The organism is Burkholderia sp. BCC1998, assembly GCF_905339875.1.
GTDB lineage: Bacteria > Pseudomonadota > Gammaproteobacteria > Burkholderiales > Burkholderiaceae > Burkholderia.
Genome location: NZ_CAJPHE010000001.1, coordinates 72,673 through 97,573 on the forward strand (window position 1 = coordinate 72,673; position 24,901 = coordinate 97,573).

23 protein-coding genes are annotated in these 24,901 nt (G+C 68.4%); 17 read left to right on the top strand and 6 right to left on the bottom strand.

Annotation, left to right across the window (positions count from 1 at the left end):
- The first annotated feature begins 376 nt into the window (after positions 1-376).
- The 13 genes from U5A56_RS00340 to U5A56_RS00400 all read left to right on the top strand — a co-directional run bounded on the left by U5A56_RS00340 (position 377) and on the right by U5A56_RS00400 (position 14,119).
- Complete coding sequence (locus tag U5A56_RS00340) at positions 377-1,987, top strand: S10 family serine carboxypeptidase-like protein (RefSeq protein ID WP_321920670.1); 1,611 nt, start codon at positions 377-379, stop codon at positions 1,985-1,987.
- Between the two features lie 84 nt (positions 1,988-2,071).
- Positions 2,072-2,476 (top strand): hypothetical protein, encoded by a 405-nt coding sequence (locus U5A56_RS00345; RefSeq protein WP_044844191.1) that lies wholly within the window; start codon positions 2,072-2,074, stop codon positions 2,474-2,476.
- A 347-nt stretch (positions 2,477-2,823) separates the two neighbouring features.
- On the top strand, positions 2,824-3,723 hold the full coding sequence (locus U5A56_RS00350; protein WP_044844190.1) for an IclR family transcriptional regulator: 900 nt from the start codon (positions 2,824-2,826) through the stop codon (positions 3,721-3,723).
- Entirely contained in the window at positions 3,720-4,745 is a 1,026-nt protein-coding gene (locus tag U5A56_RS00355; protein ID WP_321920671.1) for a 2-dehydro-3-deoxygalactonokinase, read from the top strand. Before U5A56_RS00350 ends, U5A56_RS00355 begins: the two co-directional genes overlap by 4 nt.
- A gap of 22 nt (positions 4,746-4,767) precedes the next feature.
- Positions 4,768-5,445 carry a 2-dehydro-3-deoxy-6-phosphogalactonate aldolase gene (locus U5A56_RS00360; protein ID WP_044844188.1) on the top strand — a complete coding sequence of 226 codons (678 nt, stop codon included), beginning with the start codon at positions 4,768-4,770 and terminating at the stop codon, positions 5,443-5,445.
- Entirely contained in the window at positions 5,445-6,224 is a 780-nt protein-coding gene (locus U5A56_RS00365; RefSeq protein ID WP_124520043.1) for an SDR family oxidoreductase, read from the top strand. Before U5A56_RS00360 ends, U5A56_RS00365 begins: the two co-directional genes overlap by 1 nt.
- 102 nt (positions 6,225-6,326) lie before the next feature.
- Entirely contained in the window at positions 6,327-7,322 is a 996-nt protein-coding gene (locus tag U5A56_RS00370; RefSeq protein WP_044844187.1) for an arabinose ABC transporter substrate-binding protein, read from the top strand.
- Positions 7,323-7,389: 67 nt separating this feature from the next.
- Positions 7,390-8,910 carry an L-arabinose ABC transporter ATP-binding protein AraG gene (gene araG / locus U5A56_RS00375; RefSeq protein ID WP_044844186.1) on the top strand — a complete coding sequence of 507 codons (1,521 nt, stop codon included), beginning with the start codon at positions 7,390-7,392 and terminating at the stop codon, positions 8,908-8,910.
- 80 nt (positions 8,911-8,990) lie between these two features.
- Complete coding sequence (gene araH / locus U5A56_RS00380) at positions 8,991-10,007, top strand: L-arabinose ABC transporter permease AraH (RefSeq protein ID WP_044844185.1); 1,017 nt, start codon at positions 8,991-8,993, stop codon at positions 10,005-10,007.
- A gap of 23 nt (positions 10,008-10,030) precedes the next feature.
- Positions 10,031-10,846 carry an SDR family oxidoreductase gene (locus tag U5A56_RS00385; protein ID WP_321920672.1) on the top strand — a complete coding sequence of 272 codons (816 nt, stop codon included), beginning with the start codon at positions 10,031-10,033 and terminating at the stop codon, positions 10,844-10,846.
- A 74-nt stretch (positions 10,847-10,920) separates the two neighbouring features.
- Positions 10,921-11,985, top strand: a complete 1,065-nt coding sequence (locus U5A56_RS00390; RefSeq protein WP_321920673.1) for an aldose 1-epimerase — start codon at positions 10,921-10,923, stop codon at positions 11,983-11,985.
- A gap of 39 nt (positions 11,986-12,024) precedes the next feature.
- Positions 12,025-12,852: an orotidine-5'-phosphate decarboxylase gene (gene pyrF, locus U5A56_RS00395; protein WP_044844182.1), complete on the top strand. Its 828-nt coding sequence runs from the start codon at positions 12,025-12,027 to the stop codon at positions 12,850-12,852.
- Positions 12,853-13,060: 208 nt separating this feature from the next.
- Positions 13,061-14,119, top strand: coding sequence for a haloacid dehalogenase-like hydrolase (locus tag U5A56_RS00400; RefSeq protein ID WP_321920674.1), 1,059 nt, complete (start codon positions 13,061-13,063; stop codon positions 14,117-14,119).
- 42 nt (positions 14,120-14,161) lie between these two features.
- On the opposite strand, the gene U5A56_RS00405 is transcribed toward U5A56_RS00400, so the two are convergent.
- From U5A56_RS00405 to thiL, 3 genes are read right to left on the bottom strand one after another with little or no spacing between them, the layout of a single operon-like run.
- Positions 14,162-14,662 (bottom strand): CinA family protein, encoded by a 501-nt coding sequence (locus U5A56_RS00405; RefSeq protein WP_044844180.1) that lies wholly within the window; start codon positions 14,660-14,662, stop codon positions 14,162-14,164.
- Positions 14,663-14,693: 31 nt separating this feature from the next.
- Complete coding sequence (locus U5A56_RS00410; RefSeq protein ID WP_044844179.1) at positions 14,694-15,239, bottom strand: phosphatidylglycerophosphatase A; 546 nt, start codon at positions 15,237-15,239, stop codon at positions 14,694-14,696.
- The gene (thiL, locus tag U5A56_RS00415) at positions 15,229-16,227 is read right to left on the bottom strand and encodes a thiamine-phosphate kinase (protein ID WP_321920675.1); all 999 of its coding nucleotides are present in this window, start codon (positions 16,225-16,227) and stop codon (positions 15,229-15,231) included. Before thiL ends, U5A56_RS00410 begins: the two co-directional genes overlap by 11 nt.
- A 136-nt stretch (positions 16,228-16,363) precedes the next feature.
- Here thiL and U5A56_RS00420 point away from each other — a divergent pair, with 136 nt between their 5' ends.
- From U5A56_RS00420 to U5A56_RS00430, 3 genes are all read left to right on the top strand, one after another.
- Complete coding sequence (locus tag U5A56_RS00420) at positions 16,364-18,706, top strand: NADP-dependent malic enzyme (RefSeq protein ID WP_311769724.1); 2,343 nt, start codon at positions 16,364-16,366, stop codon at positions 18,704-18,706.
- A gap of 375 nt (positions 18,707-19,081) precedes the next feature.
- On the top strand, positions 19,082-19,513 hold the full coding sequence (locus U5A56_RS00425; protein WP_006760307.1) for a ribonuclease: 432 nt from the start codon (positions 19,082-19,084) through the stop codon (positions 19,511-19,513).
- Positions 19,514-19,529: 16 nt separating this feature from the next.
- The gene (locus tag U5A56_RS00430; protein ID WP_044844247.1) at positions 19,530-20,093 is read left to right on the top strand and encodes a barstar family protein; all 564 of its coding nucleotides are present in this window, start codon (positions 19,530-19,532) and stop codon (positions 20,091-20,093) included.
- 191 nt (positions 20,094-20,284) lie between these two features.
- Here U5A56_RS00430 and U5A56_RS00435 read toward each other — a convergent pair whose 3' ends face one another.
- From U5A56_RS00435 to speE, 3 genes are all read right to left on the bottom strand, one after another.
- Entirely contained in the window at positions 20,285-21,052 is a 768-nt protein-coding gene (locus tag U5A56_RS00435) for a 16S rRNA (uracil(1498)-N(3))-methyltransferase (RefSeq protein WP_044844176.1), read from the bottom strand.
- Between the two features lie 17 nt (positions 21,053-21,069).
- On the bottom strand, positions 21,070-21,486 hold the full coding sequence (locus U5A56_RS00440) for a VOC family protein (protein WP_321920676.1): 417 nt from the start codon (positions 21,484-21,486) through the stop codon (positions 21,070-21,072).
- Positions 21,487-21,700: 214 nt separating this feature from the next.
- A complete protein-coding gene (speE, locus tag U5A56_RS00445; protein ID WP_044844174.1) occupies positions 21,701-22,558 on the bottom strand; it encodes a polyamine aminopropyltransferase in 858 nt (285 codons plus the stop codon).
- 215 nt (positions 22,559-22,773) lie between these two features.
- On the opposite strand from speE, the gene tkt reads away from it, so the two are divergent.
- Positions 22,774-24,846, top strand: coding sequence for a transketolase (tkt, locus tag U5A56_RS00450; RefSeq protein ID WP_044844173.1), 2,073 nt, complete (start codon positions 22,774-22,776; stop codon positions 24,844-24,846).
- The last annotated feature ends 55 nt before the right edge of the window (positions 24,847-24,901 follow it).

The following is a 24,901-nucleotide window of genomic DNA, read 5'->3' on the forward strand; positions in this document are numbered from 1 at the left end:
TGCACTGCAGCGCATTCGTGATGCCCGCATTTCGGGCCGCATCCATTAGACGAATTCATCTATTTCGCTTTGCTGAGCAATGCTCGCACGCGCGGAATTTTGTTTGCCGATATGGCACGAAATCCGCGTGATTTTTAGTGCTCCGGAGTAAACACGAAAGCAATCGAAAGGCGACTGAAAAGCGACGGTTCGCGAATCGAAGCATTCCTGAAAGGTGTGCACTGCACCGCCCGCCGATCGAATATTTCCAAATTTTTCAAAGCCGACCCGCTCGCGTATATTGGCCGGCGCCTCGGCTTATCGGCCGCAATCGAGGCGGGGGGCGGCTCACCCGGCTGCTCGACACAAAAAAACATTCGAGAGAAGGAAAGCAACGATGCCAGCGAGCAAAGCGAAGCTGTGGTTGGGAGTTGTGTTCTCTTCGCTGATTCTGACGGCCTGCAACGACGACGTGACCCCGTCCTCGGCAGCAGGTACCGACAATTCAGCCGATCCCGCCGCTCAGGTGGACAGGCCGTACAACGATCCCAACAGTTATTCATCGAGCGCGACCGCGTCGCTCGACGCGTCCGCCGCGGTCGAAAAGGCCGCCGTCACCCATCACCAGATCACGCTGAACGGCAAGACGATTCGCTACACGGCCACCGCCGGCCATCTCGTCGCGCGCAATCCGCAGACGGGCGCGCCCGAAGCCTCGTTCTTCTACATCGCGTACACCGCGGACAACCAGCCCGCGGCGAAGCGGCCCGTCACGTTCCTGTACAACGGCGGCCCCGGTTCCGCATCGGTGTGGCTGCATCTCGGCTCGTTCGGTCCGAAGCGGATCCAGACGGGCGACCCGAACGCGAATGCCTCGACGTTCCCGTTCGTCGACAACGCGGAAAGCCTGCTCGATACGACCGACCTCGTGTTCGTCGATGCGATCGGCACCGGTTTCTCGGAGGCGATCGCGCCGAACACGAACCAGACGTTCTGGGGTGTCGACCAGGACGGCGGCGCGTTCCGCGACTTCGTGACGCGCTACATCGCCGTGAACCGGCGCAACGATTCGCCGAAATACCTGTTCGGCGAGTCGTACGGCACGCCGCGCACCGACGTGCTCGCGAACCTGCTCGAGACGGCCGGCGTGAAGCTCGACGGCATCGTGCTGCAGTCGTCGATCCTGAACTACAACGCGAACTGCGACATGGCGAGCGACTATGTCGGCAACTCGAACAACGGGGCGAGCCCGGTGAGCTGCGCGGGCTTCGTGCCGTCCTACGGCACCGTCGGCGCGTACTACCAGCTCGACAATCCGAACCCGTCGAGCCTGCCGCAGTACGCGGACCAGATGCGCCAGTTGACGGCCGGCAGCTACACGCCCGCCGTGAACGCCTATCTCGCGAGCCACACGCCGCCTCCGCCTGCGCTCGTCACGACGATGGTGAATTCGACCGGCGTGAAGCAGTCGCTTTGGAATGCTGACTTCAACGTGGTCCCGACCTTCTTCGACAACAGCTTCCAGGTGGCGCTGATCCCGGGCACGCTGATCGGCCGCTACGACGCACGCGTGAACGTGTCGTCGTCGAGCCCGCTCGCGGCGGACGGGGACCCGTCGAGCACGTTCATCACGAAGCCGTTCACCGACACGATCGGCAGCTACCTGCCGAACGTGCTGAAGTACAGCGCGCAGTCGGCGTATTCGCTCAGCAGCAATGCGATCGAGACGTGGGACTGGACGCACGACGGCCTCGCGATGCCCGACACGATTCCCGATCTCGCGGCTGCGCTGACGTTGAATCCGTCGCTGAAGGTGCTGTCGCTGAACGGGTATCACGACATCGCGACGCCGTTCTACCAGACCGAGCTCGACCTCGCGCGGCTCGGCACGCAACCGAACCTGACGATCAAGGACTATCAGGGTGGACACATGGTCTATCTCGACGATACGTCGCGTCCGCAGGAGAAAGCCGACCTCGTGACTTTCTACAACGCGGCCGCGCACTGATGCGATGTGCGGGCCTGGCGACGCGCGCCCGCGGCGGCGCCGTTCGCCGGCCGTCGACGACCTCATTCCAGACTGGAGCCTGACATGAAGAAACGTTTCATCGTCGTTGCCGCGGCGCTCGCATGCGCCGGGGTTGCAGCATCCGCATCGGTGTCCGCGTTCGCGCAGGCGAGCGACGCCGCCACCCCGGCGCGCGCGCGCCAGGCGCAGCTCGGCGATCCATACGTGCCGCCGGCCGCGCGCAAGCCGACCGCCGGCACGCAGACGACGGGCGCCGCGCTGCACGCGCAGGTGGTGCGCAAGCTCGCGCGGCAGTTCGGCGCGGCCGACACGCAGAACACCGGCTCGATCACCGAAGCGCAGGCGCGCGCGGCCGGCCTCGGCTACGTCGCGAACCACTTCCGGCAGATCGACGCGAACGGTAGCGGCCGCGTGTCGTTCTCCGACGTGCAGCGCTACATGCAGGCGCGCAGCACGAACCAGCAGTAAGCGCGCCGCGCGCGGATAACGGGGGCGGGACCCGCAACGTGTCGGGTTCCGCCCCCGTGCGCATGGCGCGGCCGTTCCGCGCCGAATGCCGCGGCTTCCGTCGCTTTTCTCATTATCTGGACAACGCACTCAAATATTGGAGGCGAGTGCGTGCGCTCCTACAATCCGAAGCACATCGACAGCTTCGGACCCACGCATCGCGCGGCGCCCGACGCACACGGAGACACCTTCCATGACGTTCGCCGGGCGCTTTCCTCGGTGCATCGACCGCCGCGTTGCCGCGACGCCGGACTTCGTTCCGGCCTCGCGACAGCGGCTAGACCGATTCCGCTGAAGAAGCCCGTTCCATGACCAAGATGCCCGATACCCTTGCTCTCGACGCCCGGCGCGCGACGCCGGACGATGCGCCGCTGACCGACAGCATCGGCGCGACCAGCACGCCGCTCGACCTCGCCGCGCAGCAGGCCGGCACGCAGACGCTGCTGCGCGGCCTCGCGATCCTCGAAGCGATCGCGAACGGCGCGCGCGACATGCGTGCGATCGGCGCCGCGCTCGGCACGACGCGCAGCACGACGCACCGTCTCGTCAGCAGCCTCGTGCAGGCGCGCTACCTGCGCCAGGTGCAGGGCGGCTACCTGCTCGGCCCGAAGCTGATCGAACTCGGCACGATCGCGCTCGAGCAGATGCCGCTCACGGCGGTTGCACGGCCGCACCTCGAGGCGCTCGCCGAAGCGACGCTCGACACGATCCACCTCGGCGTGCGCGACGGCGACGACGTGCTGTACATCGACAAGATTCCCGGCACGCGCGGCCTCGAGATGCGTTCGCGCGTCGGCCACCGGATGCCGCTCGCGTCGACCGGCATCGGCAAGGCGATGATGCTCGACCTCGATCCGGACCGGTGGCGCTCGCTGTTCGAAGCCGCGCGGCGCGCGCTGGCCGGCGTCAATTTCAAGCCGGACAACCGGCCCGAGACGAGCGCGTTCCTGCAGCGCATGGCGCATTACGCGGCCGGCGGCTACACGTTCGACCTCGAGGAAAACGAAGCGTCGATCCGTTGCGTGGCCGCGCCGATCCGCGACGCGTCGGGCGCGATCGTCGCCGCCGTATCGGTCGCGAGCACGATCCCGTACATGCCGCACGACCGGATGGACGAACTGATTCCGCTCGTGCAGCGCGAAGCGCGAGCCATTTCCGCGGAACTGGGCTGGAGCCCGCCGCAGGGTACCCGCAGGATCAAACGATGACCCATTCGACCCGGACCGCTCCGGACGCCAACTCCGCCGCCCCGTCGCTGATCGCGCTCGACTGGGGCACGACGTCGCTGCGCGCGTATCTGTTCGACGCGCACGGCGCGCTGCTCGACACGCGCAGCCGCGCGGCAGGCGTGATGCACGTGCCGGCCGGCGGCGCGCGTGCCTTCGACGTCGTGTTCGAGGAAGCGTGCGGCGACTGGCTCGACCGAGCGCCGGGCGTGCCGGTGCTGGCGGCCGGGATGGTCGGCAGCGCGCAGGGCTGGCGCGAGGCGCCGTACGTCGCGGTGCCGGCCGGCGCCGACGCGCTCGTCGCGGGGCTCGTCACGGTGACGACGGCGCGCGGCACGACTGTGTCGATCGTGCCGGGCGTGATCGCGACGGGCGAATTGCCCGACGTGATGCGCGGCGAAGAAACGCAGATATTCGGCGCACTCGCGAACGATCCCATGCTTGATGCCGATCGTTCAGGGGTACTGATCGGCTTGCCGGGCACGCATGCGAAGTGGGCATGGGTGAAGGACGGGCTCATCGAGCGCTTCCAGACCTTCATGACGGGCGAGCTGTTCGCGGCGCTGCGCGATCACACGATCCTCGGCCGCACGATGCGCGCGAGCGCGTCGCCCGACCGCGCGGCGTTCGCGCGCGGTGTCGCGGTGGCCCGCGGCGCGCAGCGCGCGGGGCTGCTCGCGACGATCTTCAGCACGCGCACGCTCGGCCTGACCGACCGGCTCGCGCCCGATGCGCAGGGCGACTATCTGTCCGGGCTGCTGATCGGCCATGAGCTGAACGCGCTCGACGCGATGCTCGCGGAGCGCGGTGTCGCGCTCGCGAACCAGCCGCTGCTGCTGATCGGCGACGACGGATTGTGCGCGCGCTACGTCGACGCGCTGAGCGTATTCGGCTGCACGCATGCACGCGTCGTCGCACAGGCGACCGAGCGCGGCTTGTGGTGGATCGCGTCGCGCGCCGGACTCGTGCGCGCGGACGGCGAGCCCGTCTGCGCCGACCATTGAACCGATTGAAGAGGAACCGCCAATGTCGTCCGACCTTACGCTGCCCGCGCCGTACACGCCGCACGCCGCGCTGATGCGCGCGTTCGACGCGTGCCCGCTGATCGCGATCATGCGCGGCATCGCGCCCGCGGAAGCTGTCGACCACGGCCTTGCGCTGCATGAAGCCGGCTTCCGGATCGTCGAGGTGCCGCTGAACTCGCCCGATCCGTTCGGCAGCATCGCGGCGCTGCGCCGCGCGCTGCCCGACGACATGATCGTCGGCGCGGGCACCGTGCTGCGCGCCGAATTCGTCGACCGCGTGCAGGACGCGGGCGGCACGCTGATCGTGATGCCGCACAGCGACGCGGCGGTGATCCGCCGCGCGCGCGAGCGCGGGCTCGCGAGCGCACCGGGCGTCGCGACGCCGACCGAGGCGTTCGCCGCGCTCGCGAACGGCGCCGACGTGCTGAAGATGTTCCCGGCCGAGCAGCTCGGCGTGCCCGTCGTGAAGGCGTGGCGCGCGGTGATCGACCGCGCGGTGCCGCTGCTTCCGGTCGGCGGGATTACGCCGGACAACATGCAGCCGTTCCTCGCGGCAGGCGCCAACGGCTTCGGCCTGGGTTCGGCGCTGTACCGGCCCGGCCAGTCGGCGGACACGACCGCGGCGAACGCACGCGCGTTCCAGGCCGGCCTGCGCGCGGCGCGCGGCGGAGCCGCATGATGGAACGCCTCGCGGGCAAGGTCGCGATGGTGACGGGCGCGGGCCGCGGGATCGGCGCCGCGATCGCGCAGGCGTTCGCACGCGAGGGCGCGGCCGTCGCGCTCGTCGACCTCGACTTCGCGCAGGCGCAGCGCACGGCCGCGGCGATCACCGACGACATCGACGGCGCGCGCGTGCTGGCGCTGCATGCGGACGTCGCGCGGCAGGACTCGGTACGCGACGCGCTCGCGCAGACCGAAGCGGCTTTCGGCCCGCTCGACGTGCTGGTGAACAACGCGGGCATCAACGTGTTCGCCGATCCGCTGACGATGACGGACGACGACTGGCGCCGCTGCTTCGCGGTCGACCTCGACGGCGTGTGGCACGGCTGCCGCGCGGCGCTGCCGGGCATGGTCGAGCGCGGCCGCGGCAGCATCGTCAACATCGCGTCGACGCATGCGTTCCGGATCATCCCGGGCTGCTTTCCGTACCCGGTCGCGAAACACGGCGTGCTGGGCCTCACGCGTGCGCTCGGCATCGAATACGCGGCGCGCAACGTGCGCGTGAACGCGATCGCGCCCGGCTACATCGAGACGCAGCTCACGCGCGACTGGTGGGATGCGCAGGCCGACCCGGCCGCGGCGCGCGCCGAGACGCTCGCGCTGCAGCCGATGAAACGGATCGGCAAACCGGAGGAAGTCGCGATGACGGCCGTGTTCCTCGCGTCCGACGAGGCGCCGTTCATCAATGCCGCGTGCATTACCGTCGACGGCGGGCGCGCGGCGCTGTACCACGACTGACGCAACGATTCGACAGACCGCACGTGCGACGGCCGCGCGCACGCTGCGTCGAAACCAACAAGCGGCTGCATTCCGTTCGATGAAGACAAGGAGACACTGGAGATGAAACGCAGAACGTTCGTAACGCTGGCCGCCGCGGCCGCGGTGGTGATGGGAAGCCCGGTGGCGCACGCGGCCGACCCGGTCAAGATCGGCTTCCTCGTGAAGCAGCCGGAAGAGCCGTGGTTCCAGGACGAATGGAAGTTCGCCGAGATCGCCGCGAAGGACAAGGGCTTCACGCTCGTGAAGATCGGCGCGCCGTCGGGCGAGAAGGTGATGAGCGCGATCGACAACCTGTCCGCGCAGAAGGCGCAGGGCTTCATCATCTGCACGCCTGACGTGAAGCTCGGGCCGGGCATCGTCGCGAAGGCGAAGTCGCACAACCTGAAGATGATGACGGTCGACGACCGCCTCGTCGACGGCGCGGGCAAGCCGATCGAGGCGGTGCCGCACATGGGGATCTCCGCGTACAACATCGGCAAGCAGGTCGGCGACGGCATCGCGGCCGAGATCAAGAAGCGCGGCTGGAACATGAAGGACGTCGGCGCGATCGACATCACCTACGAGCAGCTGCCGACCGCGCACGACCGCACGAGCGGCGCGACCGATGCGCTGGTGGCCGCCGGCTTTCCGAAGGCGAACGTGATCGCGGCGCCGCAGGCGAAGACCGATACCGAGAACGCGTTCAACGCGGCGAACATCGCGCTCACCAAGAACCCGCAGTTCAAGCACTGGGTCGCCTACGGCCTGAACGACGAGGCCGTGCTCGGCGCGGTGCGCGCGGCCGAAGGGCGCGGCTTCAAGGCGGACAACATGATCGGCATCGGCATCGGCGGTTCCGATTCGGCGTTGAACGAGTTCAAGAAGCCGCAGCCGACGGGCTTCTACGGCACCGTGATCATCAGCCCGAAGCGCCACGGCGAGGAAACCTCCGAGCTGATGTACACGTGGATCACGCAGGGCAAGGCGCCGGCGCCGCTCACGCTGACCACCGGCATGCTCGCGACGCGCGACAACGTGTCGAAGGTACGCGAGGAGATGGGGCTTGCCTCGAAGTAAGCGGCACGCCGGCCGCCGCGGCGATGCGGCGGCCGGCGATCGATGGATCTGCAAGTGGGGAGACGACGTGTCAGCGGCACTGCGTTTTGACAATATCGGCAAGGTATTTCCCGGCGTGCGCGCACTCGACGGCATCTCGTTCGACGTGCACGCGGGCGAGGTGCATGGCCTGATGGGCGAGAACGGCGCGGGCAAGTCGACGCTGCTGAAGATTCTCGGCGGCGAATACCAGCCCGATGCGGGCAGCGTGCTGGTCGACGGCCAGCCCGTGCATTTCTCGAGTGCGGCCGCGTCGATCGCGGCCGGCATCGCGGTGATTCACCAGGAGCTGCAGTACGTGCCCGACCTGACGGTCGCGGAGAACCTGCTGCTCGGCCGCCTGCCGAACGCGCTCGGCTGGGTGAGGAAGGGCGAGGCGAAGCGCCACGTGCGCGAGCGGCTCGCGGCGATGGGCGTCGATCTCGATCCGGATGCGAAGCTCGGCCGGCTGTCGATCGCGCAGCGGCAGATGGTCGAGATCTGCAAGGCGCTGATGCGCAATGCGCGCGTGATCGCGCTCGACGAGCCGACGAGCTCGCTGTCGCATCGCGAGACCGAGGTGCTGTTCAAGCTCGTCGACGACCTGCGCGCGCAGGGCCGCGCGCTGATCTACATCTCGCACCGGATGGACGAGATCTACCGGCTGTGCGATGCGTGCACGATCTTCCGCGACGGGCGCAAGATCGCGTCGCACGAATCGCTCGCCGACGTGCCGCGCGAGCGGCTGGTCGCCGAGATGGTCGGGCGCGAAATTTCGGATATCTACCATTACGCGCCGCGCGCGCTCGGCGACGTGCGGTTGTCGGCGGAAGGCGTCGATGGCCCGGCGCTGCGCGAACCCGCGAGCTTCTCGGTGCGCGCGGGCGAGATCGTCGGGTTCTTCGGCCTCGTCGGCGCGGGACGCAGCGAGCTGATGCGGCTCGTGTACGGCGCCGACCGCCGGCGCGCGGGCACGCTGACGCTCGACGGCCGGCGTATCGACGTGAAGCGCACCGGCGACGCGATCCGTCACGGCATCGTGCTGTGTCCGGAAGACCGCAAGGAGGAAGGGATCATCGCGATGGCGTCGGTCGCGGAGAACATCAACATCAGCTGCCGCCGTCATTCGCTGCGCGCGGGCCTGTTCATCGACCGCAAGACCGAAAGCGAAACGGCCGACCGCTTCATCCAGCGGCTGAAGATCAAGACGCCGAACCGGCGGCAGAAGATCCGCTTCCTGTCGGGCGGCAACCAGCAGAAGGCGATCCTGTCGCGCTGGCTCGCGGAGCCCGACCTGAAGGTCGTGATCCTCGACGAGCCGACGCGCGGCATCGACGTCGGTGCGAAGCACGAGATCTACGACGTGATCTACCGGCTCGCGGAGCGCGGCTGCGCGATCGTGATGGTGTCGTCGGAGCTGCCGGAAGTGCTCGGCGTGTCCGACCGCATCGTCGTGATGCGCGAAGGGCGGATCGCAGGCGAGCTGCCGCGCGAACGGGCGAACGAGCATGCGGTGCTGAGCCTCGCGCTGCCGCAGACGAGCGTCGTCGAGGCGGCTGACGCAGTGTGAGGTCGCCGCGGGCGACGCAGGACATTCGAATCGATCACGCGCGGCGCGGGCCGCGCGACGCAGGAGCAGGAGACACAACCATGCAAGTCAGGGAAAACCTCGCCAGCGCAGCCGTGAAGCCGTCGGCCGACGCGCTGGTTCCACAGCAGAGCGACCGCCAGAAGTGGTGGCAGCACCTCACCGAATACAGCCTCATTGCGATCTTCGCGGTGATGTTCTTGACGATGTCGCTGACGGTCGATCACTTCTTCTCGATCGACAATATGCTCGGCCTCGCGCTGTCGATCTCGCAGATCGGGATGGTCGCGTGCACGATGATGTTCTGTCTGGCGTCGCGCGACTTCGACCTGTCGATCGGCTCGACCGTCGCGTTCTCGGGCGTGCTGTGCGCGATGGTGCTGAACGCGACCGACAACACGTTCGTCGCGATCGTCGCGGCGGTCGCGGCCGGCGCCGCGATCGGCTTCGTGAACGGCGCGGTGATCGCGTACCTGCGCATCAACGCGCTGATCACGACGCTCGCGACGATGGAAATCGTGCGCGGGCTCGGCTTCATCGTGTCGAAGGGGCAGGCGGTCGGCGTGTCGTCGGATACCTTCATCGCGCTCGGCGGGCTCACGCTCTTCGGCGTGTCGCTGCCGATCTGGGTCACGCTGCTGTGCTTCATCGTGTTCGGCGTGCTGCTGAACCAGACCGTGTACGGCCGCAACACGCTCGCGATCGGCGGCAACCCCGAGGCGTCGCGTCTCGCGGGGATCAACGTCGAACGCACGCGCGTGTACATCTTCCTGATCCAGGGCGCGGTGACGGCGCTCGCCGGCGTGATCCTCGCGTCACGCATCACGTCGGGCCAGCCGAACGCCGCGCAGGGCTTCGAGCTGAACGTGATCTCCGCGTGCGTGCTCGGCGGCGTGTCGCTGATGGGCGGCCGCGCGACGATCTCGGGCGTCGTGATCGGCGTGCTGATCATGGGCACCGTCGAGAACGTGATGAACCTGCTGAACATCGACGCGTTCTACCAGTACCTGGTGCGCGGCGCGATCCTGCTCGCGGCCGTGCTGCTCGACCAGCTGAAGAACCGCGGCGTACGCGACTGACCGATTCCACGGAGACGATTCGCATGACCATCGAAACTTCCGCGCCGGATCCGCGCGCCGCGCGCGACGCGCGTTATGCGCGCTACCCGAGCCTCGAGGATCGCGCGGTGCTGATCACGGGCGGCGCGACCGGCATCGGCGCGGCGTTCGTCGAGCACTTCGCGCGGCAGGGCGCGCGCGTGGCGTTCGTCGATCTCGACGCACAGGCGGGCCAGGCGCTCGCGGAAAGCCTCGCGCAGGCGCCGGACGTACGTCACGCGCCGCTGTTCCTCCCGTGCGACCTCACCGACATCGACGCGCTGCGCCATGCGATCGACACGATCCGCGCACGGATCGGCGCGATCGCGGTGCTCGTGAACAACGCGGCGAACGACACGCGCCACGCGATCGGCGACGTGACGCCCGCGTCGTTCGACGCGGGCATCGCGGTGAACCTGCGCCACCAGTTCTTCGCCGCGCAAGCGGTGATCGACGACATGAAGCAGCGCGGCGGCGGCGCGATCATCAACCTCGGCTCGATCAGCTGGATGCTGAAGAACGGCGGTTATCCCGTCTACGTGATGGCGAAGGCGGCCGTGCAGGGCCTCACCCGCGGGCTCGCGCGCGATCTCGGCCCGTTCGGGATCCGCGTGAATTCGCTGGTGCCCGGCTGGGTGATGACCGACAAGCAGCGCAGGCTGTGGCTCGACGGCGCGGGCCGGGCGGCGATCAAGGCCGGCCAGTGCATCGACGCCGAGCTGCTGCCGGACGATCTCGCCCGGATGGCGCTGTTTCTCGCGGCCGACGACAGCCGGATGATCACCGCGCAGGACGTGGTGGTCGACGGCGGCTGGGCCTGATTGCCGATGTCCGTGTTCGCGCGGCACCGCGCGACGATCCGTATCGCTTCATCGACGAAGCAAAGGAGTTCACCATGACCGCCACGTCCTCGCGCGCAGCGTCGTCGTCCACGAGCCAGTCGCGCCGTGCGCGCCTGGCTGCCGCCGCGCAGCCGGTCAGCGCCGGCCCGCAGACCGCCACGTTCGCGCAGGGCGTCGGCGCCGCGCATGCGGCGGCCGTCACGCTGTCGAACGCGGCGCTGCGGCTCGACGTGCTGCCCCACCTCGGCGGCGGCATCGCGCGCTTCGACTGGCGCGGCGACCGCGGTGCGCTGGTGCCGGTGTTCCGACGTTGCGAACACCCGGAGACGGCGACGGACCCGAACGCACTCGCGTGCTATCCGCTGCTGCCGTATTCGAACCGGATCGGCAACGGCCGCTTCGAATGCGACGGGCGCAGCGTCGCGGTGCCGCGCAACCGCCGCGACGAGCCGCTGCCGATCCACGGCGACGGCTGGCTCGCGCCGTGGCAGGTGGACGACGCGACCGATACCACGCTGCAGCTGTCGCTCGATCGCGCGAGCGGCGCGCCGTACGCGTTTCGTGCGATCCAGTCGCTCGCGCTCGACGACACGACGCTGTCGATCGCGCTGACGATCGAGAACGTGGGGCGCGCACGGCTGCCGTTCGGGCTCGGCTTGCACCCGTTCCTGGTGCGCGACGACGCGACCGAGCTGGCGGCGGCCGCGGGCGGCCTGTGGCTGTCGGGCGCGGATTTCCTGCCGGTGCGGCACGTGTGCGTGCCGCCGGCCTGGCAGTTCGGCGTCGCGTATCCGTTGCCGGCGACGCTCGTCAATCATGCGTTCACCGGCTGGGGCGGCCACGCGACGGTGAGCTGGCCGCACCGCGGGCTGTTGCTGACGATCGCGGCCGACGCCGATGCGTACGTGCTCTATACGCCGCCCGGCGAGCCGTTCTTCTGCTTCGAGCCGGTCGATCATCCGATCAATGCGGTGAACCTGCCGGGCGGCGCGGCCGCGCACGGGATGACGCTGCTCGCGCCGGGCGAGCGGCTCACGCGGCGTTTCGCGTTCACCGTCGAGCGGGCCGATGCACGGGTCGACGCCGCCGTGCGCGAAGGCCGCCGGCGACGCGGGTAAAATACGCGGTCTATCAACGGTTTGCCGCGAGTATCCGCCATGTCTTCCCCGCTTACTTTCATCGAATCGCTGCGCGCCGCGTGGCAGCGCACGAATTCGCTGCTGTGCGTCGGCCTCGATCCCGAGCCGTCGCGTTTTCCCGTGCAGTTCGACGGCCAGCCCGACGCGATCTTCGAATTCTGCCGGCAGATCGTCGACGCGACCGCGCAGTATGCGAGCGCGTTCAAGCCGCAGATCGCGTACTTCGCCGCGCATCGCGCGGAAGACCAGCTCGAGCGGCTGATCGCGCACATCCACCTCCAGCACCCGGGCCTGCCCGTGATCCTCGACGCGAAGCGCGGCGACATCGGCAGCACCGCCGAGCAGTACGCGCGCGAAGCGTTCGAGCGCTATCGCGCGGACGCGGTCACCGTGAACCCGTACATGGGCTACGACTCGGTGGAACCGTACTTCGAGCATGAAGGCAAGGGCGTGATCGTGCTGTGCCGCACGTCGAACCCGGGCGGGTCGGACCTGCAGTTCCTCGAAACGGGTGGCCGGCCGCTGTACCAGGTCGTGGCCGACCTCGCGGCGAACAAGTGGAATGCGAAGAACGGCCAGCTCGGCCTCGTGGTCGGCGCGACGTTCCCGAAGGAGATCGAGATCGTGCGCGGGATCGTCGGCGACATGCCGCTCCTGATCCCCGGCATCGGCGCGCAGGGCGGCGACGTGCAGGCGACCGTCAACGCGGGCCGCACCGCCGACGGCACCGGGATGATGATCAACTCGTCGCGCGCGATCCTGTACGCGAGCAAGGGCGAGGATTTCGCCGAAGCCGCCGCGCTCGCCGCGCAGAAGACGCGCGATACGATCAACGCGCATCGCTGAAATATCGCTGAGCCACAGGCCGCCCGCCCGGGCGGCCTTTCAATGCCGAACCCGCATCCGCGGGCCGCGCGCCTGCCTCGCGTGTTTGCCGTCCTGGCGCACGCGAACAACTTCCCGTCGCTTGCGCACCGCATGCTCGCGCCACAATCGCGCGATGCTGCCGCTTGTCATCGATCTGTCACCAGAATGTCATAAAAGGAGCGGCGCCATGCCCAAGCTGTCCCGACGTCTTCTCAGCGCGCTTGCCGCGTCGTTGTGCATGTCGTTCGCTCACGCGGCGGACCTGTCGCACTGGCCGGCGGACAGCGCGAAGGCGCTGAACGCGATGATCGCCGCGCACGCGAACCGCGGCGACTACGCGGTGTTCGACGCCGACAACACGACCTATCGCTATGACCTCGAGGAGTCGCTGCTGCCGTATCTCGAGAACCGCGGCGTGCTGACGCGCGACTCGCTCGATCCGTCGCTGAAGCTGATCCCGTTCAAGGATTCCGCCGACTACAAGGAATCGCTGACGAGCTACTACTACCGGCTCTGCGAGATCGACGACCTGGTCTGCTACCCGTGGATCGCGCAGGCGTTCGCGGGGCTGTCGCTGGCCGACCTGAAGCGCCACGTCGACGCGATGCTCGCCGACGGCAAGCCGGTGCCGATCCGCTACTGGCAGGGCGACAAGGTCGTCGACGGCACCGCGAACCCGCCGCGCTTCTTCCGCGGCATGCAGGAGCTGTACAACGCGCTGCGCGAGAACGGGATCGAGGTGTACGTGATGACCGCCGCGCACGAGGAGCTCGCGCGGCTCGTGCTGTCCGATCCAAAATACGGCTACAACGTGAAGCCGCAGAACGTGATCGGCGTGACGACGCTGCTGCGCGACCCGGCGACGGGCGCGCTGACCACGTCGCGGCTGCAGATCAAGGCCGGCAAGTACGACGAGGCAGCGAACCGCAACCTCGTGATCACGCCGTTCCTGATGAACCCGATGACGTGGTACGAAGGCAAGCTCGGCTCGATCGCCGGCTGGATCGACCAGTGGAAGAAGCCGGTGCTCGTCGCGGGCGACACGCCGAAATCCGACGGCTACATGCTGCTGAACGCGACCGACGTCGCGCGCGGCGGCGTGCGCGTCTGGGTGAACAAGCAGGACAAGCAGATGGCGCAGATCCGCGCATGGTCGGACGAATCGGCCGCGCAGCAGAAGGCGCTCGGCCAGCCGGTCACGGCGGACAAGAACTGGATCGTCGTGAAGCCCGACGCGATCCAGTAAGCGGCGAGGGGCGGCGGCGGCCGCTGCCGTTGCGCGGGGGAATCAGCCTTCGCGTTCGTCGAGCAGCTTCAGCAGCCCGCGCAGCGCATGCGCGGCCGCCTGCGTGCGGATCTGTTCGCGATCGCCCTTGAACACGAGCGTTTCGACGTCGGTATGCAGCCGGTTGCTCCATGCGAACGACACGGTGCCGACCGGCTTCTTCTCGCTGCCGCCCGCCGGGCCGGCGATGCCGGTGACCGACAGTGCGACCTGCGCGCGGCTGTTGCGCAGCGCGCCCTCGGCCATCGCGCGCGCGACCGGCTCGCTGACGGCGCCGTGTTTCTCGATCAGGTCGGGCGGCACGCCGATCATCTCGATCTTGGCCTGGTTCGAGTAGGTGACGAAGCCGCGCTCGAACCACTGGCTGCTGCCGGAGATGTCGGTGATCGCGGCGGCGATCATGCCGCCCGTGCAGGATTCGGCCGTGGCGAGCGACAGGTGCTCGTCACGCAGCTTGTTGCCTGCGCGGATCGCAAGCTGATGGACGACGGAATCGGTTGGCATGCGCGTCGGGAAACGGGAGTCGGGAAATCGGTCAGCCGACGACGGAGCGCCAGAACGCGATCACGAGCAGCGTCATGAACGCGGCGATCAGGTCGTCGACCATGATGCCGAGCCCGCCTTTCACGCGACGGTCGAAATAGCGGATCGGCGGCGGCTTGAGCATGTCGAAGCAGCGGAACACGACGAACGCCCACAACTGGCCGATGAAGGTCGCGGGCGTGACGAACAGCATCACGAGCCAGATCGCGACGATCTCGTCCCAGACGACGGCGCCCGGATCGCTCGTGCCCATCCTGCGTGCGGTGAAACCGGTGACCCACGTGCCCGCCGCGAAACCGACCGCGATCAGCGCCCACCATTCGGGCACCGTCAGGTAGCGGTTGAGCACGACGAACGCGAGCCAGCCGAACAGCGTGCCGAACGTGCCGGGCATGAACGGCGCGAGCCCGCTGCCGAAGCCGAGCGACACGATGTGCGCCGGGTGCGACAGCATGAAGCGCGCGGTGGCGCGCCGCGGCGCGTTCCGGGCGGCGCCGGGCGCGGCCGCGGATTGCGCGGTCGTCGGGTCAGTCTGCATGGAAGTGGTCGAAACCGTGCAACGTGAGAGTCAGGGGCGCGCCGGCGGCGTCGCGCCACGCGATCGCGGGCTGCTCCGACGGCGAGGACAACGCATGTATTGTACCGACTCGCGTGACCGGAACCCCGGCGCTCGCGCCCGCTGCCTCGACGGCCGCGCGGGCCGCGGCCGGCGCGGTGAAGCACAGCTCGTAGTCGTCGCCGCCGGCCAGCGTGCAGCGTCGCTGCACGTCGGGCGGCAGCGTCGCGAGCGCGGCCGAGCGCGGCACCGCGTCGGCGTCGATCTCGGCGCGCACGTTCGAGCGGGTCAGGATGTGCCGCAGGTCGCCGGCGAGGCCGTCCGAGATGTCGAGCGCCGCATGCGCGACGCCCGCGAGCGCGAGCCCGAGCGCAATGCGCGGCTCCGGGCGCTCGAGTGCGTGCCGGAACGCGGCGGCTTCGGCCGCGCCGGCGCTCCATTCGCCGCGCGCGAGCCCGAGCCCCGCGCGCGCGTCGCCGAGCGTGCCGGACACCCAGACGTCGTCGCCGTCGCGCGCGGCGTCGCGCCGCAGCGCCGCATCCGGCGCGACTTCGCCGAACACGGTCACGCACAGGTTCAGCGGCCCGCTTGTCGTGTCGCCGCCGATCAGCTCGCAGCCGAACCGCTCGGCGAGCGCGAACAGGCCGTTGCTGAACGCCTCGAGCCACGCCGCGTCGGCGCGCGGCAGCGCGCACGCGAGCGTGAACGCGCGCGGCTCGGCGCCCATCGCCGCGAGATCCGACAGGTTGACCGCGAGCGTCTTGTGGCCGAGCGCGTCGGGCGCGACATCGGGGAAGAAATGGCGGCCCTCGACCAGCATGTCCGTCGAAATGGCCAGCAATTTTCCGGATCGCGGCGCGATCAGCGCGCAATCGTCACCGATGCCGAGCGTCGACGCGCGCGCCCCCCGGGCCGCGCGGCGCGCGAAGAAGCGATCGATCAGCGAAAACTCGGACAGGGCGGCTGGCACGGCGGAGGAACCCGGAAGCGGTGAAAGGAATGGCATTGTACGCAGCGAGCGGTGCCGTTCCTGCACCGTTCAGTACATTTATGTCGCGGCTGTCGCACCCGAATCGCCGGTCTGACGGCCTTCGATTGGCGCTACAATGCCGTCGAACAGTCATTCTAATCCGCCCGCCACGAGACACATGTCGACCCAAGCCTCCTCCAAAGCCAAGCTCCGCGAAGCCGCTCTCGACTATCACGAATTCCCGACGCCGGGGAAGATCGCGATCGCACCGACCAAGCAGATGATCAACCAGCGCGACCTCGCGCTCGCGTATTCGCCGGGTGTCGCGTATGCGTGCGAGGAGATCGTCGAGAACCCGCTGAACGCCGCGCGCTTCACCGCGCGCAGCAACCTGGTCGGCGTCGTCACGAACGGCACGGCGGTGCTGGGGCTCGGCAACATCGGCCCGCTCGCGTCGAAGCCGGTGATGGAAGGCAAGGCGGTACTGTTCAAGAAGTTCGCCGGCATCGACGTGTTCGACATCGAGCTGAACGAGTCGGACCCGCACAAGCTGGTCGACGTGATCGCCGCGCTGGAGCCGACCTTCGGCGGCATCAACCTGGAAGACATCAAGGCGCCGGACTGCTTCATCGTCGAGCGCGAAGCGCGCAAGCGGATGAAGATCCCGGTGTTCCACGACGACCAGCACGGCACCGCGATCGTCGTGGCCGCGGCCGTCACGAACGGCCTGAAGGTCGTCGGCAAGGACATCAAGAAGGTGAAGCTCGTCGCGTCGGGCGCGGGCGCGGCCGCGCTGGCGTGCCTGGACCTGCTGGTCGACATCGGCCTGCCGCTCGAGAACATCACGGTGACCGACCTGGCCGGCGTGGTCTACAAGGGCCGCACCGAGCTGATGGATCCGGACAAGGAGCGTTTCGCCCGCGAAACCGAAGCCCGCACGCTGGCCGAGGTGATCGACGGCGCGGACATCTTCCTCGGCCTGTCGGCCGCCGGCGTGCTGAAGCAGGAGATGGTGAAGGGCATGGCCGAGCGCCCGCTGATCCTCGCGCTCGCGAACCCGACGCCGGAAATCCTGCCGGAACTGGCGCTCGAAGTGCGCCCCGACGCGATTCTCGCGACCGGCCGCACCGACTACCCGAACCAGGTCAACAACGTCCTGTGCTTCCCGTTCATCTTCCGCGGCGCGCTCGACGTCGGCGCGACGACGATCACGCGTGAAATGGAAATCGCGGTCGTCAACGCGATCGCCGAACTCGCGCAGCACGAGCAGAGCGACATCGTCGCGACCGCCTACGGGATCCAGGACCTGTCGTTCGGGCCCGAATACCTGATTCCGAAGCCGTTCGATCCGCGCCTGATCGTCAAGATCGCGCCGGCCGTCGCGCAGGCCGCGATGGACGGCGGCGTCGCGACGCGCCCGATCGAGGACATGGAAGCCTACAAGCAGCACCTGCAGCAATTCGTGTATCACAGCGGCACGACGATGAAGCCGATCTTCCAGCTCGCGCGCAGCGCGCCGGCGGAGAAGAAGCGCGTCGTGTTCGCGGAAGGCGAGGAAGAGCGCGTGCTGCGCGCCGTCCAGATCATCGTCGACGAGAAACTCGCGAAGCCGATCCTGATCGGCCGTCCGTCGGTGATCGAGCACCGTATCCAGCGTTACGGCCTGCGCCTCACGCCGGGCACCGACTTCACGGTCGTCAACACCGAGCACGACGAGCGCTACCGCGATTTCTGGCAGACGTACCACAAGATGATGGCGCGCAAGGGCATCAGCGAGCAGCTGGCCCGTGTCGAGATGCGCCGCCGCACGACGCTGATCGGCTCGATGCTGGTGAAGAAGGGCGAGGCGGACGGGATGATCTGCGGCACGATCAGCACCACGCACCGCCACCTGCACTTCATCGACCAGGTGATCGGCAAGCGCCCGGGCTGCAGCGTGTACGCGGCGATGAACGGCCTCGTGCTGCCGGGCCGCCAGATCTTCCTGGTCGATACGCACGTGAACGTGGATCCGACCCCGGAGCAACTCGCCGAGATCACGATCATGGCTGCCGAGGAAGTGCGCCGCTTCGGCATCGAACCGAAGGTCGCGCTGCTGTCGCACTCCAACTTCGGCACGAGCAACGCGCCTTCGGCGCAGAAGATGCGCGATACGCTCGCGATCCTGCAAGAACGTGCGCCGGAATTGAAGGTCGACGGCGAAATGCACGGCGACGTCGCGCTCGACGCGGCGCTGCGCAAGGAAATCCTGCCGGAATCGACGCTGGAAGGCGACGCGAACCTGCTGATCCTGCCGAACATCGATGCCGCGAACATCGCGTACAACCTGCTGAAGACGGCGGCCGGCAACAACATCGCGATCGGGCCGATCCTGCTGGGCGCGGCCCAGCCGGTGCACGTGCTGACCGAATCGGCGACCGTTCGCCGCATCGTCAACATGGCGGCGCTGCTGGTCGCCGACGTGAACGCCGCACGCTGAGCGGAATGAACGCGCGGCGTCGGTCGAACCGCTGCCGCGCGGCGGGCGAAATTGTAAACAAAAGCAAAAAGAGGCGTGCCCGCAATGGGCACGCCGCGGGCAGGGCGCAAACGCGCTTCCCATAAGCAACAGCGGCATCTCTCCACCCAGGTTAGCGGGCGTGGCAAGGAGGCAGGTCTTGCCATGCGAGAGATGCCGCGGATATTTTATCTCACGTAAGATAAATGTAGTCTTATTTCGGTAAAAAATGCGCGATTCGGGGCGGAGCCAGCCTTTCGGTTCCCAAACGAACATTGATTCGCGCGGACAATAGCGCTACGCTAACGCCTTTGGTTGGTCGTCAACTACTTGATTTAACAGCGGGAACCCTGGTTCATGGCACGCAAGTGGCTCCGCAACGGCGCGCTCGCGTCCGTCTTCGCGATGTTCGCGATGGGTATCGTCGGTACACCGACGGGCAGTCTGGTTTCCGCCGCTTACGCACGGCAGGCCGTTTCGGCCGACCTGGCCGTCGGCGGGGTCGATACGATCCCGACCGCCCGTCTGCCGCGCGAGGCCGTGACCACGCTTGGCCTGATCGGCGCCGGTGGCCCCTATCCGTACGAGAAGGACGGCGTCGTCTTCGGCAACCGCGAGCGGATCCTGCCGAAGGCGAAGCGCGGCTACTACCACGAGTACACGGTGCCGACGCCGCGCGCGCGCAATCGCGGCGCGCGCCGGATCGTCTGTGGCGGGCCATTGCGCCGGATCGACAACTGTTATTACACGGACGACCACTACAACAGTTTTAAACGTATTGTTGAATGACTTCGGGATGAACGGCATGAGCGACTCCATCTACGCGCACGATACGGCGGCGGCGGAACTGTTCGCGGCCGGCGACGGCAACCTGTTTCAGCGCGTGATCCAACTTCACGCGGCGGCACAGGCTGGCGTCGCGGCGGAGCAACAGGAAGCCGAGCCCGGGCTTTCATCGAACGAGGAGCCTATGAGCCTTTTCACGACCGTGCGACCCAATCTCGTGCAGTCGATCCGCGCGTTCCGCGTGCAGGATCTCGCCGACGAAGCCGGCCGGCTCGGCCAGCATTTCCTGTACGCGTATTGCGGTGCCGCGCAGTCGAAGCAGGAAGTGATGGAGACGATCGCGACGTCGTTCCTGTTTCCGAAGCATTTCGGCAAGAACTACGACGCGCTGTACGACTGCCTGACCGACCTCGTCGCGAAGGCCGGCGCGCAGCCCGGTTTCGTGATCGTTCTCGAAGGGTTGCCGATCGCGCAGAAATTCGACAAGGAAGGGCGCGAGACGCTGCTCGACGTGTTCCGCGAAGCCGCCGAGTTCTGGGCCGAGCGCAAGGTCGCGTTCCGCGTGTTCTATTCGTTCGCGTAAAGCGCGGATCCACTGGCCGCCCGAGCGCGGCCGATTCGGCAAAAAGCCCGCATCGCGCGGGCTTTTTTGCGTCTGCGTTCCGGCCGATGGGCGCCGGGAAGTCACGCGCGGCGTCGGTCCGAACGTGCGTCAGGCATCGGGCCGGCGTCGGTCATTTCGGGCGCATGCCACGCCGGCCGCGCCCCGACGCATCACCATCCGCCCCAGCGCGCGGCCAGCGCCGCCAGCACGGCCGCGCCGGCCGTCTCGGTGCGCAGCACGCGCGGGCCGAGCGACAACGCGGTGAACCCGTGCGCGCGGGCCGCGTGTTCCTCGTCCGGCGACAGCCCGCCTTCGGGCCCGATCAGCAGCGTGACGGCCGCCGCGGGCGGCGCGTCGGGCAGCGACGCAAACGGGATGCTCGCGCGCGGCGACAGCAGCAACCGCAGCTCGCCGTCGGCCGGCGCGGCCGGCAGCGTATCGAGCCACGCGCCGAAGCCGCGTACCGGCGCGACGTCGGGCACGCGGTTGCGCCCGCATTGTTCGCACGATGCGCGCACGACGCCGCGCCAGTGCGCGACGCGCTTGTCCGCGCGCTCGCCGGACAGTTTCACGACGCCGCGCGCCGTCGACAGCGGCACGACCGCCGCGACGCCGAGCTCGACGGCCTTCTCGATCACCCAGTCCATCTTGTCGCCGCCTGCGATGCCTTGCGCCAGCGTCACGCGATAGGGCGGCTCGGCCTCGGCCGGATCGAACGCTTCGAGCTGCGCGAGCGCGCCGCGCTTGTCGATCTCGACGAGCCGCGCGCGGTACTGGCCGCCGCTGCCGTCGAACAGCGCGAGCGCGTCGCCGGGCTGCAGCCGCAGCACTTGCGCGTGCCGCGCGACGTCGGCCGGCAACGCGAGCGTCGTATCGGCGCGCAGCGCCGCTTCGACGAAGAAACGCGGCACGGCCGCGGTGGTGGTGGCTTCACTCATGCGTATCGCGGCTCCGTTCATGCGGCGAGGCGGCGCGCGAGCGCCCAGCGGTAGCCGTCGAGATCCTCGATCTGGGCGAAGCGGTCGCCCCAGAACTGATCTTGCGGCGAGGTCAGCGATTGCGCGCCCGCGTCGAGCGCGCGCTGCCAGGTTGCGTCGACGTCGTCGACATACAGGTAGAAAGACTGCGGAGCGGTTGCGTGCGCACTCTTCGGCGTGAGCGCGATCGAGCCGAAGGCGCCTTCGGGCGCGAACATCACGATCAGCTGCCCGCGGTAGGTCATCTCGACGTGCATGATCGCGCCGTCCTCGTCGAGGACGTCGCGCAATTCGAAGCCGAAAGCGGCCTTGAAGAACTCGATGGTCGCGTGCGCATTGCGCACGGCCAGGTAAGGCGTCAACCAAGGCACGTCGGCCGGACGTGGATCGGTCATGAAATCTCCTGTCGAACGGGGTTGGCGCTTGAGCGGTGACTCAGGTCCCATGCTTTGCAGTCCAACGGATATTGGCGCGCGGATGCCCGGGGCGGCACCGCGCCGTGCAGAGGATACGCAGGCGGGCCGCCTGCGTCGCGCCGGGCCCGCGCGTGGCGGGTCGGGCGCGGCAGAAAGCGCGGCCCGCCCGCGAAGCGATGCTCCGCCCGGCAGCTCAGCGGCGAACGCCCAGTGTATCGCGCAGCGCGCGCGGCAGGGCAAAGAGGGCCGCATGGAGTCGCGCGTCGTAGTAGCGCAAGCCCTGCACGCGGCGTGCGGCGAGCCGTTCGTCGATGTCGTGCGCGAACAGCGCGGCCGCGTCGAGCGTGTCGCTCGCGATCGCCATCAGCCACTGGGATCCGTACAGCGGCACGTGCGCGGACAGCGGATCGACGACCGCGAAGCTCGCGCGCAGATCGTCGAGCAGCGCGGCGATGCGCGCCGTGTGGAACACCGGCGAGCCGAGATGCATCGAGATCGCGCCGCACGGCGTGAGGATCCGCTTGAGCCGCGCGTAGAACTCGCGCGTATAGAGGCCGGCCGCCGGCGAGTCGGGCGGCGTGAGGTCGAACACGACGAGATCGAAATGCTCGACGGTCGACGCGACGAAATGCGCGGCGTCGCCGATCACGATCGCGACGCGCGGGTCGTCGAGCGCGCCCTGGTGCACGTCGTCGAGATAGCGGCGCGCCATGCCGACCACCTCGTCGTCGAGCTCCGCGACGACGATCCGCTCGATGCACGCGTGCTTGAGCAGCTGGCGCGCGGCGCCGCCGTCGCCCCCGCCGAGCACGAGCGCCTTCCTCGGGCACGGATGCGCGAGCGCGGCCGGGTGCGTCATGCACTCGTGGTACACGTATTCGTCGCCGACCGACGTCATCGGCCGGCCGTCCAGCGTGAACAGGCGGCCGAGCTGCGGGGTTTCCCAGACCTCGATGTGCTGGTGCGGCGACGCGACGTGCGCGAGCCGGCGTGCGTTCGGGAAGCCGTACGCGACGTCGGGCGTGGGATGGAAGAGAAGGGTCGTGTTCACGGGCGGGCCGCTCGGGCAGACAGTTCCGACGTCTGAATTATAGGAGGCGGGCGGTTTGGCGGAAAACCGTGCCGGAACACTACGCGCCGACAAGGGAAATGTCAGCCCATCTGTTAAAATGACGAGCTTTGCAGCCCCGTCCGTAGGCTCCGTCCACTTCGCGTCCGTCAGGCGCCGCACTGCGCGCCGGGAACGATTGACGCTCGAGCTTCCGGATGCCGCCGTGCCCCCGTTTCCTCGACTCGTTCTCCGGACTCGACATGACGACTTCGTCTCCCGCCTCCACCACCCTGATGGCCAATGCGATCCGTGCGCTCGCGATGGACGCCGTCCAGCAAGCGAACTCCGGCCACCCCGGCATGCCGATGGGCATGGCCGAAATCGGCGTCGCGCTCTGGTCGCGCCACCTGAAGCACAACCCGACGAACCCGCACTGGGCGGACCGCGACCGCTTCGTGCTGTCGAACGGCCATGGCTCGATGCTGCTGTACTCGCTGCTGCACCTGACCGGCTACGACCTGCCGATGGAAGAGCTGAAGAACTTCCGCCAGCTGCACTCGAAGACGCCGGGCCACCCCGAATACGGCATCACGCCGGGTGTCGAGACGACCACCGGCCCGCTCGGCCAGGGTCTCGCGAACGCGGTCGGCATGGCGCTCGGCGAAGCGCTGATGGCCGACGAGTTCAACCGTGACGGCGCGAAGATCGTCGATCACCACACGTACGTGTTCCTCGGCGACGGCTGCCTGATGGAAGGCATCTCGCACGAAGCCTGCTCGCTCGCGGGCACGCTGAAGCTGAACAAGCTGATCGCGCTGTACGACGACAACGGCATCTCGATCGACGGCGACGTCGTGAACTGGTTCCACGACGACACGCCGAAGCGCTTCGAAGCGTACGGCTGGAACGTGATCCCGAACGTGAACGGCCATGACGTCGACGCGGTCGACGCGGCGATCGCGAAGGCGAAGCTGTCGGACAAGCCGACGCTGATCTGCTGCAAGACGGTGATCGGCAAGGGCGCGGCGACCAAGGCGGGCGGCCACGACGTGCACGGCGCGGCGCTCGGCGCGGAAGAAATCGCGAAGACGCGCGCGGCGCTCGGCTGGACCTGGGAGCCGTTCGTGATTCCGCAGGAAGTCTACGCAGCGTGGGACGCGAAGGAAGCCGGCAAGCGCGCCGAGACCGAATGGGACGCGACGTTCGCCGCCTATCGCGCGAAGTTCCCGGCAGAAGCCGCCGAATTCGAGCGCCGGATGGCCAACAAGCTGCCGGCCGACTGGGCCGAGAAGGCTGCGGCGATCATCGCCGGTGCGAACGAGCGCGCCGAGACGGTCGCGACCCGCAAGGCGTCGCAGCAGGCGATCGAAGGGCTCGCCGCCGCACTGCCGGAGCTGCTCGGCGGCTCGGCCGACCTGACCGGCTCGAACCTGACCAACTGGAAGGCATCGAAGGCGGTCCGCGCGAATCCGGAAGGCGCGGGCGTGCTGCTCGGCAACCACATCAACTACGGCGTGCGCGAATTCGGCATGAGCGCCGCGATCAACGGCCTCGCGCTGCACGGCGGCCACAAGCCGTTCGGCGGCACGTTCCTGACGTTCTCCGACTACAGCCGCAACGCGCTGCGCGTCGCGTCGCTGATGAAGGTCCCGTCGATCTTCGTGTTCACGCACGACTCGATCGGCCTCGGCGAAGACGGCCCGACGCACCAGTCGATCGAGCACGTGTCGAGCCTGCGCCTGATCCCGAACCACGACGTCTGGCGTCCGGCCGACACGGTCGAGACGGCCGTCGCGTGGACCCACGCGGTTGCTGCCGACCGTCCGTCGAGCCTGATCTTCAGCCGCCAGAACCTCGCGTTCAACCCGCGCACCGACGCGCAGATCGCCAACATCGAGAAGGGCGGTTACGTGCTGAAGGACTGGGACGAAGAGATCGTCGCGCGCAAGATCATCCTGATCGCGACGGGCTCGGAAGTCGAACTCGCGATGAAGGCCGTCGAGCCGCTCGCGCAGCAGGGCATCGCGGCCCGCGTCGTGTCGATGCCGTCGACCAACGTGTTCGACCGCCAGGACGCCGAATACCGCGAACGCGTGCTGCCGCACGGCGTGCGCCGCGTCGCGATCGAAGCGGGCGTGACCGCGTTCTGGCACAAGTACGTCGGCCTCGAAGGCGGCGTCGTCGGGATCGACACGTTCGGCGAATCGGCGCCGGCCGGCGTGCTGTTCAAGTACTTCGGCTTCACCGTCGAGCACGTCGTCGAGACCGCCAAGGCCGTGCTGGCCTAAAAGCATTCGCGACGCGCGCCACCCCTCGCGCGCGTCGCACCGTGAAGCTGCACGA

Excerpts from the sequence above, each read along its gene's own strand:
- U5A56_RS00340 (WP_321920670.1), top strand. The coding sequence starts at position 377 with ATGCCAGCGAGCAAAGCGAAGCTGTGGTTGGGAGTTGTGTTCTCTTCG.
- U5A56_RS00345 (WP_044844191.1), top strand. The coding sequence starts at position 2,072 with ATGAAGAAACGTTTCATCGTCGTTGCCGCGGCGCTCGCATGCGCCGGG.
- U5A56_RS00350 (WP_044844190.1), top strand. The coding sequence starts at position 2,824 with ATGACCAAGATGCCCGATACCCTTGCTCTCGACGCCCGGCGCGCGACG.
- U5A56_RS00355 (WP_321920671.1), top strand. The coding sequence starts at position 3,720 with ATGACCCATTCGACCCGGACCGCTCCGGACGCCAACTCCGCCGCCCCG.
- U5A56_RS00360 (WP_044844188.1), top strand. The coding sequence starts at position 4,768 with ATGTCGTCCGACCTTACGCTGCCCGCGCCGTACACGCCGCACGCCGCG.
- U5A56_RS00365 (WP_124520043.1), top strand. The coding sequence starts at position 5,445 with ATGGAACGCCTCGCGGGCAAGGTCGCGATGGTGACGGGCGCGGGCCGC.
- U5A56_RS00370 (WP_044844187.1), top strand. The coding sequence starts at position 6,327 with ATGAAACGCAGAACGTTCGTAACGCTGGCCGCCGCGGCCGCGGTGGTG.
- araH (WP_044844185.1), top strand. The coding sequence starts at position 8,991 with ATGCAAGTCAGGGAAAACCTCGCCAGCGCAGCCGTGAAGCCGTCGGCC.
- U5A56_RS00385 (WP_321920672.1), top strand. The coding sequence starts at position 10,031 with ATGACCATCGAAACTTCCGCGCCGGATCCGCGCGCCGCGCGCGACGCG.
- U5A56_RS00390 (WP_321920673.1), top strand. The coding sequence starts at position 10,921 with ATGACCGCCACGTCCTCGCGCGCAGCGTCGTCGTCCACGAGCCAGTCG.
- pyrF (WP_044844182.1), top strand. The coding sequence starts at position 12,025 with ATGTCTTCCCCGCTTACTTTCATCGAATCGCTGCGCGCCGCGTGGCAG.
- U5A56_RS00400 (WP_321920674.1), top strand. The coding sequence starts at position 13,061 with ATGCCCAAGCTGTCCCGACGTCTTCTCAGCGCGCTTGCCGCGTCGTTG.
- U5A56_RS00405 (WP_044844180.1), bottom strand. The coding sequence starts at position 14,662 with ATGCCAACCGATTCCGTCGTCCATCAGCTTGCGATCCGCGCAGGCAAC.
- U5A56_RS00410 (WP_044844179.1), bottom strand. The coding sequence starts at position 15,239 with ATGCAGACTGACCCGACGACCGCGCAATCCGCGGCCGCGCCCGGCGCC.
- U5A56_RS00420 (WP_311769724.1), top strand. The coding sequence starts at position 16,364 with ATGCCGTCGAACAGTCATTCTAATCCGCCCGCCACGAGACACATGTCG.
- U5A56_RS00425 (WP_006760307.1), top strand. The coding sequence starts at position 19,082 with ATGGCACGCAAGTGGCTCCGCAACGGCGCGCTCGCGTCCGTCTTCGCG.
- U5A56_RS00430 (WP_044844247.1), top strand. The coding sequence starts at position 19,530 with ATGAGCGACTCCATCTACGCGCACGATACGGCGGCGGCGGAACTGTTC.
- U5A56_RS00435 (WP_044844176.1), bottom strand. The coding sequence starts at position 21,052 with ATGAGTGAAGCCACCACCACCGCGGCCGTGCCGCGTTTCTTCGTCGAA.
- U5A56_RS00440 (WP_321920676.1), bottom strand. The coding sequence starts at position 21,486 with ATGACCGATCCACGTCCGGCCGACGTGCCTTGGTTGACGCCTTACCTG.
- tkt (WP_044844173.1), top strand. The coding sequence starts at position 22,774 with ATGCCGCCGTGCCCCCGTTTCCTCGACTCGTTCTCCGGACTCGACATG.